The sequence below is a fragment of the Serratia sp. TSA_198.1 genome, assembly GCF_052686505.1.
The window spans coordinates 220,781-238,072 of record NZ_JBQZFP010000005.1 but is presented as its reverse complement, the minus strand read 5'-3'; the positions used below and the strand labels follow the sequence as shown (position 1 = coordinate 238,072).

Genomic DNA, 17,292 nt, shown 5'->3' with positions numbered 1-17,292 from the left:
CTATTGCTGGCGGCGCTGTGCTGCGCCTTCTGCGGTGAGCCGGTATTTTTGCAGACGGCTGTTGGGTTTATCCGGTAGCGTCATTTCGATCCATCCTGCATTCAGCGCAGGTTGCAGATAACGTTCGCGGAAAGATTTCCGATCCTGCAGTTGCAGCGCGCTCTGAATGGCCTCGCGCGACATCTCTCCCTTTAGTGCCGCTAACAGCTCGCCGACTTGGGGGGTGACTTGGGGGGTGACTTGGGGGGTAAGACTTTGCTCCAGCGCCCGCAAAATCATCTCCAGCATAAACTCCACAAAAGGCGCGCAGTCGGTGCGTTGGTTGCTGGTATTGAGTGCCTGGTAATACCCTGATTGGTTATCATGCACCAGGCTTTCAACCGGCACGTTGGCAAACAGCGGGTCCCAGTGCGAAAGAATTAACGTTTGCCACAATCTGCCCATACGCCCGTTGCCGTCAGCAAAGGGGTGAATAAACTCAAACTCATAATGAAACACGCAACTGCCGATCAAGGGCGGCAGGTCTGTCTCTTGCAACCAGACCAGCAGCTGATGCATCAACGGGGATACCCGCTCAGCCGGCGGCGCCATGTGAATGACCGTTTTTCCGTTCATGACTCCGACGCCGCCGCGACGATAATGCCCGGCGTCTGGCAGCAGGCTTTCCATCAACATACGGTGTGCGGCAAGCAAATCCGCAACCCGATGGGCACGCCAATGACTCAGGTTTGCATAGCAACGAATGGCATTGAGGGCTTCCTGAATATCCCGTGGCGGTGCAATGATGCGTTTTCCCGCGATGATGGCAGTAATCTGTTCTTCACTCAGGGTATTTCCTTCAATAGCCAATGAGCCCTGAATGGTTCGGATCCGGTTGATGCGACGCAGCCGTAGGCTGTGCTCCTTTTCGGCCTGCATCTTCAGGCGAGCCAGCGCAGCGCCCACATCGGTAGTCAGATGCAGAATGCGTGAGGTGATGGTCAACGGTGGCTGATAGGATGACATGCGCTGGTTGGCCCGGTGAGAAATGATACAAAAGTGTACCATGTGCCAGAGCCCGTGCAGTAGCCTGTTGCCTTGGGGCAAGCCGCCTTTCGCCACAGAATCGCAACCGAATGGTGAATCGCGTATCGGATCGCACGCAGTTGATCTATTCTTATAGGCGCACGGAGTGCAACAAAAGGGACGGAGTCCGATGAGAAAGCAGGTTTATAACAGGAGTTATGTCACATGGCGGTAGGGATCCAGAGCAGAGTTTTCGCGCGTTGGTTGGCCCCGGTATTGGCATTGTTGGTGGTCATGCAATTGACTGCCTGCGGCGATAAAGAGCCGGAACAACGCAAGGCGTTTGTTGATTACTTACAGAATACGGTCATGCGCAGCGGCGCGAAAATCCCGACGCTGAGCGAAGATCAGAAGCAGAAATTCGGCAACTATGCCGGTGATTACGCCATCCTGGTCGGTTTTTCACAGCAGTTGTCCAAATCGCTGGATGCCAGCCTGACGCCGGCGTTGGATCAGATTAACCAGATCCGCACCGCGCAGGATTACATGAGCAAGCGCGATTCCCTGCAGCAATCCGTTGGGGCGCTGAACCTGCTGGGCCAGCAGATTCAGTCTGCCAAGTCACAGGCGGACACCTCCCGGGCGGCGCTGAAGCAACCTGACGATCTGAAAGCCGTTTATAATCAAGTGTATGACAAGATTGTCACCGGGCCGGCCAATGCGCTGATGCCGGTTATCCCTACCACCGCCAGTTTCGTTCAGGATCTGGTGCAGGTCGGGGATTTCCTGCGCACTCAGGGCAATCAGGTAAGCTTTAACAACAACGGCGTGCAGTTCCGTACTTCTCAGCAGGCAACGCAGTACAACACCATGATGTCGAATCTGGTGGCCAAGCAGCAGGATTTGCTGAATGCACAGAAAACCGTCGCTAGCGTGACCCAGTAATTGTTTTTTAAGAGGCCGGCTTGCCGGCTTCTGTTATTTATCCCCCCAGCTTTCCAATAGCTTGCTCACTTCTTCTCCATCGCTTCTGTACTACACTTCAATTAATCATCGTATTTCGTCATGTAGTTTTCTTACATTCATCACGTCGCTATTTCCCTACGGGATGAGTGCTCACAGGGAAGGTCTTCCCCAAACCAGGATTCGGTAGTCACCGATAAAATAAATTGTGATTGATATCACAATTTAAAAACAAACACGCGACGTTAAAGTGTGATGATAATCACTATTTTTGCGCATTTACGCAGGTTTTGTTCTCGTTGTGTTTTTTTTACACGGAGTAATTGTGACGAATATCACTATAAGTGCCCGGTGCATGGGGTGTTTGGTGTGACATTGATCACGAAAATTCCGTGAAGTTCGCGTGGTAAAAACAGCGTGATAGAGTCCACTCGCAGACAGCACCAACACGGCTGGATCGTAACAACAATAATCACGCGCTCTATTGTCAGCGCGTAACAATAGGGGTGTGTTTTATGTTTTCACCAGACATCAAAGTCAAAGTTCAAAACTTTGGCCGCTTCCTGAGCAACATGGTGATGCCCAACATTGGCGCCTTTATCGCCTGGGGTATCATCACCGCATTATTCATTCCTACCGGCTGGCTGCCGAATGCAACTCTGGCCAAACTGGTTGGCCCGATGATCACCTACCTGCTGCCGTTGCTGATCGGTTTCACCGGTGGGCGGCTGGTGGGGGGCGATCGCGGCGGTGTGGTCGGTGCCATCACCGCCATGGGGGTGATCGTCGGTGCAGACATGCCGATGTTCCTCGGTGCAATGATCGCCGGTCCGCTGGGCGGCTGGGCGATCAAGCATTTTGACCGCTGGGTCGACGGCAAAATCAAAAGCGGTTTCGAGATGTTGGTGAACAACTTCTCGGCCGGCATTATCGGTATGCTGCTGGCGATTTTGGCATTTATGGCCATTGGTCCTCTGGTGGAAGTGCTGTCGAAACTGCTGGCGGCCGGTGTGCACGTCATGGTGGTGAACAACCTGCTGCCGTTGGCGTCCATTTTCGTCGAGCCGGCGAAAATCCTGTTCCTGAACAACGCCATCAACCACGGTATCTTCTCGCCGTTGGGCATTCAGCAGGCCACTGAGGCCGGCAAGTCAGTGTTCTTCCTGATTGAAGCCAACCCGGGCCCGGGCATGGGCGTGCTGATGGCATACATGTTCTTTGGCCGAGGCAGCGCCAAACAGTCTGCAGGCGGTGCGGCGATCATTCACTTCCTCGGCGGTATCCACGAAATTTACTTCCCGTACGTGCTGATGAATCCACGCCTGCTGCTGGCGGTGATCCTGGGTGGTATGACCGGCGTGTTCACGCTCACCATGCTGAATGGCGGCCTGGTGTCTCCGGCTTCGCCTGGCTCCATCCTGGCGGTGCTGGCGATGACGCCGAAGGGCGCTTATTTTGCTAACCTGGCGGCGATCGGTGCAGCCTTCGCCGTGTCCTTCGTGGTCTCCGCTTTCCTGCTGAAAACCTCCAAAGTGAAGGACGAGGACGATCTGGAAGAAGCGACCCGCCGCATGCAGGAGATGAAATCTCAGGCTAAAGGCGGTGCCGCAGTACAGGCTACGGTGGACGGCGATCTGACTACCGTACGTAAAATCATCGTCGCCTGCGATGCGGGCATGGGGTCCAGCGCCATGGGTGCCGGCGTGCTGCGCAAAAAAGTGGCGGACGCCGGGCTGAAAAACATCTCCGTGACCAACAGCGCCATCAACAGCTTGCCGGACGATGTGGATCTGGTGATTACCCACCGCGATCTGACCGAGCGTGCGATGCGCCATGCGCCGCAGGCCCAGCACATCTCGCTGACCAACTTCCTCGACAGCAAGCTGTACAGCGATCTGACCGAACGCCTGGTAGCGGCCAACAAAACCACCGACAACCAGCAAAAAGTCATCAGCACGTTGGACGACAGCTTTGAAGCGACCGAGCAAAACCTGTTCAAACTGAGCGAAAGCAACGTGTTCCTTAACCTGCAAGCCAGCGACAAAGAGCAGGCGATACGCTTCGCCGGCGAACAGCTGGTTAAAGGCGGCTACGTAGAGCCGGAATACGTCCCGGCGATGCTGGAGCGTGAAAAACTCACCTCCACCTATCTGGGCGAGTCGATCGCGGTGCCGCATGGCACCATCGAAGCCAAAGATCGGGTGCTGCGCACCGGCGTGGTGTTCTGCCAGTATCCGCAGGGCGTGCGTTTCGGGGATGAAGAGGATGAAGTGGCGCGGCTGGTTATCGGTATTGCCGCCCGCAACAACGAACATATCCAGGTGATCACCAGCCTGACCAACGCGTTGGATGACGAAGGCGTCATCGAGCGGTTGGCGAATACCACCAGCGTGCAGGAAGTGCTGGACCTGCTGGGTGGCAAAAAAGTCGGATAACAGAATCATTTTAAAGGGTGTAGCTTGCTGCACCCTTCGACATTGTAAAGGTAGGAATATGAAAGCATTACATTTCGGTGCAGGGAATATTGGGCGTGGCTTTATCGGCAAACTGCTGGCGGATGCGCATGCCGAACTGACCTTTGCCGACGTTAACCAAACCGTGCTGGACCTGCTGAACAGCCGCAAAAGCTATCAGGTTCACGTCGTGGGTGAGCAGGCTCGGGTTGAGAGCGTGAATAACGTCAGCGCGGTTAACAGCGGCAGCGAAGAAGCGGTGGCGCTGATCGCCGAAGCGGACATCGTGACTACCGCCGTCGGCCCGCAGATCCTGGCTAAAATTGCCGGCACTGTCGCCAAAGGGCTGATCAAACGCCATCAGCAGGGCAACACTCAGCCGCTGAACATCATCGCCTGCGAAAATATGGTGCGCGGCACCAGCCAGTTAAAACAGCACGTGTTCGACGCGCTGCCGCAAGATGAGCAGGCGTGGGTCGAACAGCATGTCGGTTTTGTCGATTCGGCGGTGGACCGCATCGTGCCGCCGGCGGAAGCGGGCAGCAACGATCCGCTGGAAGTGACGGTAGAAACCTTCAGCGAATGGATTGTCGATCAGACCCAGTTCAAAGGCCAACCACCGGCGATCGCCGGCATGGAACTGACCGATAACCTGATGGCCTTTGTCGAACGCAAGTTGTTCACGCTCAATACCGGCCACGCCATCACCGCTTACCTTGGCCAACAGGCCGGTCTGCTGACCATTCGTGATGCGATCCTCGATTCGGCCATCCGCCGCGTGGTGAAAGGCGCGATGGAAGAGAGCGGTGCGGTGTTGATCAAACGCTACGGCTTTGACGCCGCCAAGCACGCCGCCTACATCGAAAAAATCCTCAGCCGCTTTGAAAACCCGTATCTGCACGATGATGTCGAGCGCGTGGGCCGCCAACCGCTGCGTAAACTGAGCGCCGGTGATCGCCTGATCAAACCGCTGCTGGGCACGCTGGAATATGGCCTGCCGCACGACAACCTGATCCAGGGCATCGCCGCTGCCATGAGCTACCGCAGCGAGCAGGATCCGCAGGCGCAAGAGCTGGTGGCGTTGCTGGCCAAACTGGGGCCAAAAGCGGCTCTGGCGCAAATTTCCGGCTTGCCGGTTGAAAGTGAGGTTGTAGAACAGGCGGTTGCTGTGTATAACGCCATGCAAAAGTAGATTCAGTATGACGAATCCACGGGCGCGGCAAGCTGCGCCCCTATACCCCGACTTCAGCATTGACGGCATCTCCCAGGCCATTCGAAAAGCGACGATGATCGAGCCACAGGCATTTGAAAATCAGGTTCTGGAAAAGCTGAACGCAGGCAAGACGGTGCGCAGTTTTCTGATCGCAGCGGTAGAGCTGCTGGCGGAAGCGCTTAACGTGCTGGTGGTGCAGGTGTTCCGCAAGGACGACTATGCGGTGAAGTATGCCGTTGAACCGCTATTGTCCGGCGCCGGCCCCTTGGGTGAGCTGTCGGTGCGCCTTAAGCTGATGTACGGGCTGGGCGTTATCTCGCGTCATGAGTACGAAGATGCCGAACTGCTGATGGCGATGCGCGAAGAGCTCAATCACGACGGCTCGGAATACCGCTTTGTCGACGATGAAATCCTCGGTCCGTTCGGCGAACTTCACTGCGTGGCCGCGCTGCCGCCGGTGCCGACTTTTCTGCAGCCCGGCGAAGCGGAAGAATCGCTGATCGCCATGCAGCGTCAGCGATACCAGCAGGTGGTGCGTTCCACCATGGTGCTGTCGATTACCGATCTGATCGCCGGCATCGGCGCCAAACAGCCGTCCCGGCTTTCTCCTCTCGGCCGCGGTTAAGCAAAGGCCGCGCGCCACTCATCGAACAACAGCCACAGCGCCGTTACCGCCATCAAACCCGCCATCGTCGCGTTAAACAGCCGCAGCTTCCAGGTGACGCGCAGCGCATCGCGCAGGCGATCGCCCAGCGCCGCCCACACCAGCACGCAAGGGATATTCAAGGCGACAAAGCCGGCAACGAGCATTAGCGTGTGGCTAAGGCTGGTCCCTTCGCGCGGGGTGAACAGGATCGCGATGTTAATTGCCATCAACCAGGCTTTGGGGTTCACCGCCTGGAACAGCGCGCCGTTGAGCAACCGCATTGGTTGCGCCTGCTGTTTGGCATCCGGCGAGGTCGCCTGGAACAGCTTCCACGACAACCACAGTAAATAGGCGCAGCCAATCACCGCCAGCGGGAAACGTATCGCTCCGGCCCAACTGAGCACCAACGCCAGCAGGCTGGTGGTCAGGGCCAACTGTACCCCACAACCCAGGCTGATGCCGAACACCATCGGCAGGGTGCGGCGCAGGCCGAAGTTGACCCCGGAAGAGGCCAGCAGCAGGTTGTTGGGGCCGGGGGTGATCGACATCACCGTGACATAACTGATAAAGGCGGAGTCCAGCATAACGGGTTCCTTAAACGACACAGTAGCAAGGGAACCAGCATAAAACCTGCGAGCGGATGGTGACAGAGCCAGAAACCCGCTATTGTTATGGGTACAGTTTTGCAGGAAGCAAACTGTACCCATTATCTGGAGAGAAACTGTGACCCTGCTCGATGAAATGCCTGAAACGCGTTATCAGCAACTGGCGGATACCCTGGCACAGGCCATTCGCCGCGGCACGCTGCTGCCCGGCAGCCGTTTGCCTTCGGTGCGCCGCTGCGCGCAGACTCACAGCGTCAGCATCAATACCGTGGTGGCGGCCTACCGTGCGCTGGAAGACCGTGGGCTGGTCGAAGCGCGGCCGCAGTCCGGCTTCTATGTGCGCAGCACGTTGCCGGCGCTGAAAGCCGCCTCGCAGCCCAGTAGCCGGATAGAGCCGCCGGCGGATGACGTGCTGGCGCTGATCGACACGGTGTTTGCCGCCCAGCAGAACCCGGCGTTCACCAACCTGTCGTTGGCCTGCCCGCAAACCTCTGATTTTTATCCCGGCGGCAAACTGGGGCGGATGCTGTCGTCTCAGCTGCGTCGCCAGCCCGATCTGATCGGCAAGTACGCGTTGCCGCCCGGCAGTTTGCGGCTGCGCCAGCAGATCGCCCGCCGTTCGATGACGCTGGGCATGCTGGTGGAACCTGGCGATATCACCCTGACCCACGGCTGCATGGAGGCGCTGCAACTGGCGTTGCGTGTGACCACCAAGCCGGGCGACTGTATTGGGCTGGAGTCGCCGACCTATTTTTATCTGCTGCCGCTGCTGGCCAGCCTGGGGCTGAAGGCGCTGGAAATCCCGACCGATCCGCAGCATGGCCTGTCGCTGGACGCGCTGGAGCTGCTGTTGAATGAGAAACGGCTGGATGCGGTGATCGCCATGCCGACGGTACAGAATCCGCTGGGGTGTACCATGCCGCTGGCGGCCAAAAAGCGGCTGGCGCGGCTGATGAACGATCATCAGGTACCGCTGATTGAAGACGGGCTGTACGCCGAGATTCAGTTCGGCGGCGCGCTGTCGCCGGCAGTGAAATCGTTCGATCGCGACGGCTGGGTGCTGTTTTGCTCCAGCTTTACCAAGACGCTGGCGCCGGATTTCCGCATCGGTTGGATTGCCGGTGGGCGTTTCAACGAAGCGCTGCGCAAGCTGAAGGCGGTGTCATCGATGGCGGAATCACAGCTGCTGTCAGAGACGCTGGCGATGTTCCTGGAAACCGGCGGCTACGATCACCATTTACGCAACCTGCGTAAGCGCTACGCCGCCCAAGTGGAGGCGGCACGGGCCTTGATTGCCCGTCATTTCCCGCGCGGCACGCGGGCGACGCAGCCGGCGGGCGGTTTTGTGTTCTGGGTCGAGTTTCCGGCCGGGGTCGACAGCGTGACGCTGTTCCACCAGTTGCTGGAGGAACAAATCTGCCTGACGCCGGGCACCTTGTATTCCCCCAGCGGCCGCTACCGCAACGGGCTGCGGCTCTCTTGCTGCTATCCGTTTAATGCCCGTTATACCCAGGCGTTGGCGCGCGTGGGGGCGAAAGCCTGCGAGATGAGCGGGTTGCCGCCGGGAATCGAGCAAGGCGAGTAACTGCGTGCGCATTTTGCTACAATGTGGGCATCATTGATTAGCGTGCCGTACAGGCACAGACAGGCCATAAACCATGAAAGAGAAAGAAAAGGCAGAAATTAAGCGCCTTAGCGACCTGCTGGACGCACTGAATCACAAAGACACGGCGGTGATCCAACAGGGCAATGTCGAGCTGATTGCCCAGCACACCAAAGAAAAAGAGAAGCTGGCGACGGAAATCGAACGTCTGAAAGGCGTGCGCGTCGAGAAGCTGAGTGCGGAAGCGCAGAAGCTGAGCCAACTGCCCTTCAGCCGTGAAATCACCAAGAAAGAACAGGCGGACATGGGCTCGTTGAAAAAAAGCGCGCGCGGCCTGATCGTGGTGCACCCGATGACTGCACTGGGCCGTGAGATGGGCCTGAAAGTGGTCACCGGCTACGCCAAAAAAGCCTTCTGATTCACCCGGGCGCCGCCCTGCGACGCCCGGTATTTCATCCCTTGGTCGTGAAATACGCCTTGGTTTGATAGGGCACGGTTAGGGTTTCCTTGCCCTGCAATTCCCCTTCCTCCGCCACCAACTGGCGAATCTGATCGATCACCTGTTCCTGCTGTTGCGGCGGCAAGGCGGCGATAAAGCTGGTTGAACGCACCCGGTTGTAAATCACATCTTCTGCTGCGCCCTGGTGGCCGAACATAAACACCTGCTCCTGCAGCGGTTCTAACCCCTTGACCGGAAACAGTTTGCGCCATTCGCCGGTGTAGAAACGCGGTGCGTCGCCTTCGTGTCTGTCGACAATCTGATTCAGCTTGCGCACCCAGCTCACGCGCGCATCGCGCATGTTCCACACCAGACCCAGCTTGCCGCCGGGCTTGAGGATACGCTGAATTTCAGCCAGCGCCTGCGGCGTGGCGAACCAGTGGAAGGACTGCGCGCAGACTACGGCATCGACCGATTCGTCCGGCAGCGGAATCGACTCGGCGGTGCCCGCCAGCGTTTTCACCTGCGGCAGCACGGCCGACAGTTTCTCCAGCATTTGCGCTACCGGTTCGACGGCGATCACCTGCGCGCCGGTTTCCAGCAGGCGCGGGGTGAATTTACCGGTGCCGGCGCCGAGATCGACAACCGTCATGCCGGCGTGCAGGCCGATAACCTCACGCAGCCAGGTGGCGATCTCCGGCGGATAATCCGGTCTCCCTTTCACGTAGCGGTCGGCATTGGCCTGATAACCAACGGCTGCGGCGTGGTGGATCGAATGAGAGGGGGTGGTCATAGCTTTTGCTCCTGCCTGAAAGAGGTTGCACAACAGTCTAGCGGTCGGTCTTTTTCAACGGCCCAGCAGACGGCGGTTAAGGTTTTCGATACGGCCGGTAGTGATGCGCGTCAGCATGGTTTTGCTCCAACTGGCGGACAGCCCGGCGACCGCCAGCAGGCGGCGATACTGCTCTTCATCGAACGGCATATGCCAGGCAATGCCGATGGCTTCGGCCACCGAGACGTCGCTGCTGCGCATCACCAGTTCCAGCGGACGATCGCCGCTGACGGTACCGGCGGACACCACCCGGTACAGCCAGCCGCAACGGCCGCTTTGCTGCATCAGCACCGAGATGTCGTCGATCGCGAAGTGGTAATTGAGTTTGAAGCAGGGAGAGCGTGGCTGGGTGACCTGAATCAAGGCCTCGCCCCAGCGGAAGATATCACCCATAAACACGTTGTGTTCGGTCAGCCCCAGCGTGGAAATATTCTCGCCGAAAGCCGGCGCGCAGAACTGTTCCGCCTGTGCAGGAAACTGTTCCCGCCAGTGGGCGTAATGTTCGCGCGGATAGTGGCACAAAGCGCGGTCCGGCCCGCCGTGATAGCTTTTTTCCGCCTGCTCGTCGCCTTCCAGGCCGAGCGGGGTCAGCTTGATGGCGCCCTCCACCAGGCGTTTGGCGATGCCGCTGGGCCGCCCGCCGTCATAAGGCTGGATGGTGCCGATATAAACCTCAGGGTGATGCATATGCGCCTCCGTTCTTTGCGTCAGAGGTTCAGCATAGCCTGAGTTGATCGGGAGGGACAGAACATCCCGCCCGAAAATAACCGGGCGGGGAGGTGCATCAGAACGTGGTCCAGTTGTCTTGCGCTGCTGCTGACCGCGCTTTAATCACCGGGGCTTTTGGCGTGCTGGCTTTCGCCACGGCGGCGGGGGCTTTCTGCTCCGCCAGGCGGAATACCGAGACGCTTTGCAGCAGCATGTCAGCCTGCTCTTCCAGCGAGTCGGCGGCGGCGGCGGATTCCTCCACCAGTGCGGCGTTCTGCTGGGTGGTATGATCCATTTCGACAATCGCCTGGCCGATCTGGGCGATACCGCGGGTTTGCTCGTCGGAGGCGGCGGCGATCTCCGCCATGATGTCGCGCACGTGGGTCACCGAGAGGACGATTTGCACCCGGCTGACCGATTCGGCGATCAGCCCTTCGATCTCTTTTGCCGCCTGGGCACTGCGTTGTGCCAGATTGCGTACTTCGCTGGCCACCACAGAAAAGCCGCGCCTGTCATTTATAGAAATAAAAGAGATTTTATAGGAATTAATGCGACTAGAGCGGAAATTGAAAAGTGTCATCACCAAGAGTACCGAGGTTTCAAAGGTATCTATTTGAAGAAATTGGGTTAAGGAATATACTGAAGGTCATATATTCAAACCCTGTCATCAAAATGACTACCCGCTCAGCGCGAAACAATACTTCTGGCAACGTCATTGTGTACATCCGCGGCCCGAATGGCGGTCCTCGAACGGTAAGCCGCCGTTCAATCGCAGAATCAGCCATGAACAATGCGAAGACCTCCCTTGAGATTGAAGGACATCGTTACAGTGATTCCGATTGGTCAAAAATCATGAAAATCGCTGATCAGCTTGAAAATGTCATCTAAAAGCGGATTTACCCCTTAGTTCACTGAAGAACCAGAAACACTACATTGAATACAGCGACTTACTAACCCATAAGTTACGTCTTACAGATTGCCGACTTTGCAAATACATCATCATCTCGGCACGCATTCTTTATTGCATTAATTTCATTACCATTATCAAGTGGAGTCCAATAATTTTCAACGACCAGATATTTTTTCCTTTTCTTAGCATCTCTGAGATTAAAAACCGTCAGAATAGATTCTATCTTTGCCATATAATTATTTTCTGATTTCGTACTGTAATCTGCAAATACTACTATAGACTCAGGAACCATATAATCCCTTGCGACAAGAGGAGGGACACGGAAACTCACTTCGGATTTCGCATGTAATACATAACCATCCATTTCTTTGTATTCAAAAGCTGGCATATAAGTAGAGTTACCACCAGGCAATGTAACTCCATTTTCAGTAAACTCACCATATACTGACTTATTAATTTTAAATAGCAACTTCTGACTAAAATCGGGAGATATCCTAAACTTTTCTACAACTTGAGCAGTCGAGCTATCGTTAACAAGTTTGAATTCATAGCCTCTTCCCGAAGACTTAACATACTCAACTTGTACATCTCCCGTAAAAAAATCGAAGATGAAACCACCTATTACAGTAAGAATACCGGTTGCTGCTAACCATAGAATGATTCCATTCACTCTCTTACGCAGTGGATTATGTACAACTTCCATTGTTTTTTTACTTCTTCTCTGTACACGCCCCTGACCTTTTCGGCCTGTTTTTTTTACCTTTCCCATTTGATTCAACAGCCATCCTGTTCTTGTACAATTTATAACAACATCTGTCTTCGGCACTTGCCAGTGCCGCGGGAAATGTCCCTGTCGCCTTGTCATTTATAGGTATGAATTACATTTCATAAGAATTAATGCTACTGTCTCCGAAATTAAAAAACGTCATCGCCAAGAATACAGAGATGCCAAAGATATTTATTTGAAGAAACATCCCAGTGGTGGACAGTCAACTTACCATGCACCCCTTGTTGATAAAGTGTACCTAGGCGGAGCACTAAAGAAGCTTGGGCGGATATAAACAAATGAACTTCATCAGCATTTTTATTAAGCTGAGCGATAATGTTACTAATTTCAGAGGCAACCCTAGCTTGCTCCTCTTCATTTGGAAGGTTATCAAACCTGTAGCCTCCATCCAGTTTTAAGTGAAGAGTGTGGTTTCTTAATTCCTCGGGTATATCAGCATCATTAATTTTTAAGCTGAATGAAATGGCAACGCCAATTTTCCCATTTGCATCTGCTGTGATTACCGTAAAATCGGTGAGCACACTTCCCCTGAAAGAGGAAACCAATGCTCTTTTTGTAGGAAAATCGTCCAGTCTATGGTATTTATTTTTCGTTCTTTCGTGTTCAAAATGAGTTATCGGAAGGTGACCATCACGAAAACATGTACCGAGAGCGAATAGGTATGGCACACTACCTATAGCACAAATGTAGGCGTATTTAGTCTCCTTATGATAGACCCTTTCCTGAATTGTTCTCTGATAAAATGAAATATCTCTTAGAACAGAATTTCTCTGCCGTGAGTCAATTGTTGGGAATGTGATTGGGACAGTTTTAATCTTTTCATTTGAAGATAACGAGTCTACTGCAGCCGTTGGATTAAAGTTTGTAAAACCACTCGCGCTAATCAGTGCAATGTCTCTATTTTTCCCTTCCTTGATTATAAGATAAACAGCAAGCAGGCCCAATATAAAACCAGAAGCTATGAGTAAAATACCAATCCAGAAGACAAATTCTGAAAGAGTTTGGTAACCAAAAGATAGTGTGTCTATGAATGGGGCATATTTCTCAAGGAAACTCTTTGATACTTCCGCTTTAAACGATACTCCACCCACAGTAAGGACTACACCAAACCCTACGAACTTTATAGAAAGTTGAGCTATCCAATTCTTGGGTCTGATAAAATAATTTATAATTATTTTCACAATATGAAGAAGTTTACTCATCATTATATTCACCAAAGATTAAGAGGAGATGAAATAAACTTTCTATCCCACAGGAAAAACAACTTAATTTCTTTCTTTCCAACGATCACAAAAAACGTTTTTCTATCCTGATTACGACCAGAACAGGAGATCCAATCACGGAGGTCAACAGATGAAGGGGTTGGGTAGTTCTCAGGGTGTGTATGCCATGTCCCCATGTATCCAAGACGCCCTTCAGACTGCCAGTATGCATTATTGACCACCTCCTGATGCCCTTGATCCTTCATCGTGAAACTAACTCTAGTATGCTGGTCATCAGGCATAGGGGTTGTAATATCATCAAGCCAAAAAACCTCAGCGTCCAGACTTTTACTCCCAATAAGAACTCCAAACGCTTCGTGTGAATGGGGGCTAATCTGTCGATACGACTGCCAAATTTCTATCACACGATTGGAAACATATAACTCAAAATTTTCCGTAGAAAAAACACCAGGGTAATCAGTCATTGCATCTATCGCAAAAATCGTTATAAAGCGGTAAAAACTCCAATGAACGCATAAATGCGTAATACCGATCCGTCATTTCAAATCCTTCTGAAATTGCATCGGTCGCATCACCTTTCCAACTGATCCTCGATGACTCATTTAAATTACCTTGTAGATAACGTGTCGCTATCATCGAAGCTATGAGTGCTGTTTGTGTTGAAGATATGTAATTGTATGGTAAGAATGCCGTGCCACAGCCAGCATGATTTTTTGCTATATTTTGATTATCTTTCAAAAAATTAAGGTTAGAAGACAACCCTCTAGACATATTCTCTATATCAACATACGCACAGCTCATACATCCACGGCTTGAAGGGATGTCAATCGTGGCATGCCCCCCCACACCATAGCCTTCAACCCAAGTGTTAATTACAGGAGTTCGAACACCTTCTTTGCACATAAAGTCATGAAAAATACGTTCATGAGTTGGGGAGCCAATAGCAACAATAATGAGGTCGTATTCCTCAAGGCGAGCCTTATCTCGGAATTTCAGCAAAGGTACTGAAAAAATCCCTTTAGTCTCAAGCCAAGGATATTTTCGGCTAAGCTGAAATGCCAGTCCGGAAGTTTTGTGATAACCGACATAATCCAACGATAGTGAGTGTCTAAACATATTATCTAAAGAGAACATGTCTGGATCGCTTAAATCAAGTCTTCCAATACCTGTTGCAGCCATTTTATCTGCGATTTCACAACCTACAGAGCCACACCCCACAAGCAGCACTTTCTTATCTTTCAAAGCGTAATTAGCTCCACTTCTGGGCATCAAACGCTCTTTATTGAAAAGTGAGACGTCGATGGGAGCCAAATCCCAAAAGAGGAGTTCTTCTATCGTCAAGGGAAGTCTCTTTTTCCCTGATTGGTTGTTTTTCAAGGATAAGTAGATGCAGAACCACGTTTTTCCCGAGGGTGTATCTGCGTTGAATACAAGCCAAAACTCTTGTGCTCGCCATTGGCCATTTTTCTGAAGTAGGTCATTCTTAGTCTGCTCAGGTAAATGATGAATACACTGGGCATACCAATCGGCAAGCTCCTCCTTACACCAAGGAGCTGGATCCAATGTTGTCAGAGGAATAACATAACCCCTACCAGATGAGCTTTCTCGTATGGTAACTTGCGTATTGATAAACGAATAATTTTCCTTATCTTGTACAGCCTCGTCAGAACACCCAAAGTAGAATGTGTTTATCCCTGTATGTGCCATTCTGACTGGTTTCAGTATCCTCAGTATTTCTAATCTACCCTCGTTGGAAAAACATAAGAGCCTTTTGTTGGAATCATCAGTGATGCGGGCCCATCCAGCCTGGAACTCACGTAACAATTCGGAGTGATTCCATTCAGGATCTGTAACACAACGGTATAATAATGCTTCGTTACGCTTAAGTGACTCGATGAACGCCAATTCCGGACATTCGAAATTAACTGAGACTGAATCAGCAACATTGACACAAATATATCCGAAACTGGGGGCTGCATCGTCAACCATCAGATGAGCCAAGCGACCGTACTCGAGCGGGTCTTCTAGGAAGAATGCAGGGAGCATTTCCAGTTCTTGTACTTGGAAATGGATCAGCACAAACTCCCGCCCAGCAATAGTTAGGGGAATCCTAAGTGCATTGTAATTATTGATTTTTACGTCAGATACTTCGTATCCATTTGACTGTAAATAGTTAACAACCTCGGAGTAATTCATGCGCCTTGTGATGTTCCTACTGCACCTGCTGTAGAGTAGACGGCCTTACTGCCATTTGACGATGAACTACTCGAATTTGAACTTGTAGGAAAATCATCGCCGAAAATCTTTCTTAGCATGTTGCATTGCTCGGATTCGCTCTCTTCATCCTGAACCTGACGCAGTTTATCCCTCAAGCTAACAAGCTTGTTACGTAACTGGGTCCCAGTATTCATGCTACTACCATCAAAGATATCGCGGTACGACAATACAGGTAAATGGACCGAAACCTTGTAGTCTCCATCTCCATAATTTAAGAAGTATGTCGAGTTAATTACGGCAGATACTGTCGCTTCAAGAGCATCTAGATCGTTCGGAATGCCTTCATCGTTGACCCGGTTAGAAAGCTGTTCTTTGAACATGACGCAAAGACCGATAGAAAAAATTTTCCGGCTAACATCATCACTAAAGGTTACGTTTCTCCAGCGCTTGATGTAGCGCACGAGACGGCGGAACTGATACAGTTTCTTATCGCTGTGAGTCCCATAGTTAGCTGATTTATTTACCCAATCGATCAGTTCCTTGGGGGCACAAGGATTCCAAACTTTGTTCTGCTCACTTGAGTTATTTTTACCCACGGCTAGATCATAACTACCAAACACAGAGACTCGATAAACGGGGATATCGATGTGCAGGTCTTCGCTACTGTAATCAGCAGTCACACAGGGTTTCTTTATTTTGGCGTTTTTGAACCCACGCTTTTCAAGCAATTGCTGTATGACGCGCTTGGGAATCAGTGGATCTTCCGGAGCATCATCTTTGTCGATAACAATAGCTCTATCGATGTCAAAATCTTTCCCTTTTTCCTTGATGGCAGTGTAGGTAGCGAAAGAGCCTTGGACAAAATCATCAACCACGGGATAACCATTATCCTTAAATTCCTTGCGAATGGCATCGGTGATACTGTCATCTTTAGCCCTAGCCGCGGCATAGGCTTCGTCCTTTCTTCCCAATCGGATTTTGTCATCAAAATCGTTAAATTTACGCTGAATGCTCATTCTTTTCTCTGCATAGATTATGGTTTTCCTAATGACGTATATTTGGGCTAAAAACTCACTTTCAATAGGGATCGTCTGATTTTTATCACACTTGGAAATTGTGTAAAAAACAAGCAACTATGTGCTCTTAACTTGGAACTACGCTCTGAATTTTGGAATGGGAAATCCGCCAGCATACAGTCCGACATTGTTCGCGATTTTTTATGCCTCAAACTGACGTAATGATATCGATACTACATGACATCCTGGCTCTATAGTCTGGTGCTATAGTTACTACGAATAAAATACATTTCATTTAGGTATTCACAATGCCAAAGAGAACAGATAACAAATTGATTAAAAATGAAATTTCCCCCACTCGCTTAACGCTTAACCTACGCATTAGACCAGAGGATAAAGTCCTAATTGACAGGGCTGCGAGGGCTGCAGGTAAAAACAGAACAGAGTTTGTATTGGAAGCAGCACGCCGGGCAGCAGAAGAGATGCTGGCAGACTTCCGCGTCGTCAATGTAAGCCCAGACGTATATCAGCAATTTCTCGATAAATTGGATATACCCCCCCAAACTAATGAAATGCTCATAAAAACCATGCAGTCACAGCCTCCGTGGGAGAGTTAACCTTTGAAATTGAATACTCCAGAAAAACCACTTCAAAGCCATTGCTTTAATAATT

At 51.9% G+C, this 17,292-nt stretch carries 16 protein-coding genes and 1 pseudogene; 7 read left to right on the top strand and 10 right to left on the bottom strand.

The window, feature by feature from the left end; translation table 11 throughout:
• Positions 1 to 1,005 (bottom strand): Fic family protein, encoded by a 1,005-nt coding sequence (locus ACUTSW_RS19815; protein WP_445585177.1) that lies wholly within the window; start codon positions 1,003 to 1,005, stop codon positions 1 to 3.
• A 225-nt stretch (positions 1,006 to 1,230) separates the two neighbouring features.
• Between ACUTSW_RS19815 and ACUTSW_RS19810 the strand changes: the two genes are divergently transcribed.
• From ACUTSW_RS19810 to ACUTSW_RS19795, 4 genes are all read left to right on the top strand, one after another.
• On the top strand, positions 1,231 to 1,950 hold the full coding sequence (locus ACUTSW_RS19810; protein WP_004950637.1) for a DUF3053 domain-containing protein: 720 nt from the start codon (positions 1,231 to 1,233) through the stop codon (positions 1,948 to 1,950).
• A 533-nt stretch (positions 1,951 to 2,483) separates the two neighbouring features.
• Positions 2,484 to 4,403, top strand: a complete 1,920-nt coding sequence (locus tag ACUTSW_RS19805) for a PTS mannitol transporter subunit IICBA (RefSeq protein ID WP_445585176.1) — start codon at positions 2,484 to 2,486, stop codon at positions 4,401 to 4,403.
• Positions 4,404 to 4,461: 58 nt separating this feature from the next.
• Positions 4,462 to 5,613: a mannitol-1-phosphate 5-dehydrogenase gene (locus ACUTSW_RS19800; protein ID WP_445585175.1), complete on the top strand. Its 1,152-nt coding sequence runs from the start codon at positions 4,462 to 4,464 to the stop codon at positions 5,611 to 5,613.
• A 94-nt stretch (positions 5,614 to 5,707) separates the two neighbouring features.
• Positions 5,708 to 6,259, top strand: a complete 552-nt coding sequence (locus tag ACUTSW_RS19795; RefSeq protein WP_041415802.1) for an MltR family transcriptional regulator — start codon at positions 5,708 to 5,710, stop codon at positions 6,257 to 6,259.
• On the opposite strand, the gene ACUTSW_RS19790 is transcribed toward ACUTSW_RS19795, so the two are convergent.
• Positions 6,256 to 6,864, bottom strand: coding sequence for a LysE family translocator (locus tag ACUTSW_RS19790; protein ID WP_006321722.1), 609 nt, complete (start codon positions 6,862 to 6,864; stop codon positions 6,256 to 6,258). The genes ACUTSW_RS19795 and ACUTSW_RS19790 overlap by 4 nt on opposite strands.
• A gap of 139 nt (positions 6,865 to 7,003) precedes the next feature.
• On the opposite strand from ACUTSW_RS19790, the gene ACUTSW_RS19785 reads away from it, so the two are divergent.
• Together ACUTSW_RS19785 and ACUTSW_RS19780 are read left to right on the top strand one after the other, a co-directional pair.
• Entirely contained in the window at positions 7,004 to 8,470 is a 1,467-nt protein-coding gene (locus tag ACUTSW_RS19785; protein WP_445585174.1) for an aminotransferase-like domain-containing protein, read from the top strand.
• Positions 8,471 to 8,543: 73 nt separating this feature from the next.
• Positions 8,544 to 8,906: a YibL family ribosome-associated protein gene (locus tag ACUTSW_RS19780; protein WP_064799599.1), complete on the top strand. Its 363-nt coding sequence runs from the start codon at positions 8,544 to 8,546 to the stop codon at positions 8,904 to 8,906.
• Between the two features lie 34 nt (positions 8,907 to 8,940).
• On the opposite strand, the gene ACUTSW_RS19775 is transcribed toward ACUTSW_RS19780, so the two are convergent.
• From ACUTSW_RS19775 to ACUTSW_RS19740, 8 genes and pseudogenes are all read right to left on the bottom strand, one after another.
• Positions 8,941 to 9,720, bottom strand: coding sequence for a class I SAM-dependent methyltransferase (locus ACUTSW_RS19775; protein WP_445585173.1), 780 nt, complete (start codon positions 9,718 to 9,720; stop codon positions 8,941 to 8,943).
• A gap of 54 nt (positions 9,721 to 9,774) precedes the next feature.
• On the bottom strand, positions 9,775 to 10,446 hold the full coding sequence (yiiM, locus tag ACUTSW_RS19770; protein ID WP_445585172.1) for a 6-hydroxyaminopurine reductase: 672 nt from the start codon (positions 10,444 to 10,446) through the stop codon (positions 9,775 to 9,777).
• A 97-nt stretch (positions 10,447 to 10,543) separates the two neighbouring features.
• Positions 10,544 to 10,975 (bottom strand): annotated as a pseudogene (locus ACUTSW_RS19765) (methyl-accepting chemotaxis protein); the annotation flags it as partial.
• A gap of 454 nt (positions 10,976 to 11,429) precedes the next feature.
• Positions 11,430 to 12,146: a hypothetical protein gene (locus ACUTSW_RS19760; protein ID WP_445585171.1), complete on the bottom strand. Its 717-nt coding sequence runs from the start codon at positions 12,144 to 12,146 to the stop codon at positions 11,430 to 11,432.
• A gap of 146 nt (positions 12,147 to 12,292) precedes the next feature.
• Positions 12,293 to 13,369, bottom strand: a complete 1,077-nt coding sequence (locus ACUTSW_RS19755; protein WP_445585170.1) for an SAVED domain-containing protein — start codon at positions 13,367 to 13,369, stop codon at positions 12,293 to 12,295.
• A 5-nt stretch (positions 13,370 to 13,374) separates the two neighbouring features.
• Entirely contained in the window at positions 13,375 to 13,851 is a 477-nt protein-coding gene (locus ACUTSW_RS19750) for a Mov34/MPN/PAD-1 family protein (protein WP_445585169.1), read from the bottom strand.
• Positions 13,844 to 15,583, bottom strand: a complete 1,740-nt coding sequence (locus ACUTSW_RS19745; protein WP_445585168.1) for a ThiF family adenylyltransferase — start codon at positions 15,581 to 15,583, stop codon at positions 13,844 to 13,846. The genes ACUTSW_RS19750 and ACUTSW_RS19745 overlap by 8 nt, the downstream gene beginning before the upstream one ends.
• Positions 15,580 to 16,620, bottom strand: a complete 1,041-nt coding sequence (locus tag ACUTSW_RS19740; protein WP_445585167.1) for a nucleotidyltransferase domain-containing protein — start codon at positions 16,618 to 16,620, stop codon at positions 15,580 to 15,582. Before ACUTSW_RS19740 ends, ACUTSW_RS19745 begins: the two co-directional genes overlap by 4 nt.
• A gap of 308 nt (positions 16,621 to 16,928) precedes the next feature.
• Between ACUTSW_RS19740 and ACUTSW_RS19735 the strand changes: the two genes are divergently transcribed.
• A complete protein-coding gene (locus ACUTSW_RS19735; RefSeq protein WP_445585166.1) occupies positions 16,929 to 17,237 on the top strand; it encodes a type II toxin-antitoxin system TacA family antitoxin in 309 nt (102 codons plus the stop codon).
• The last annotated feature ends 55 nt before the right edge of the window (positions 17,238 to 17,292 follow it).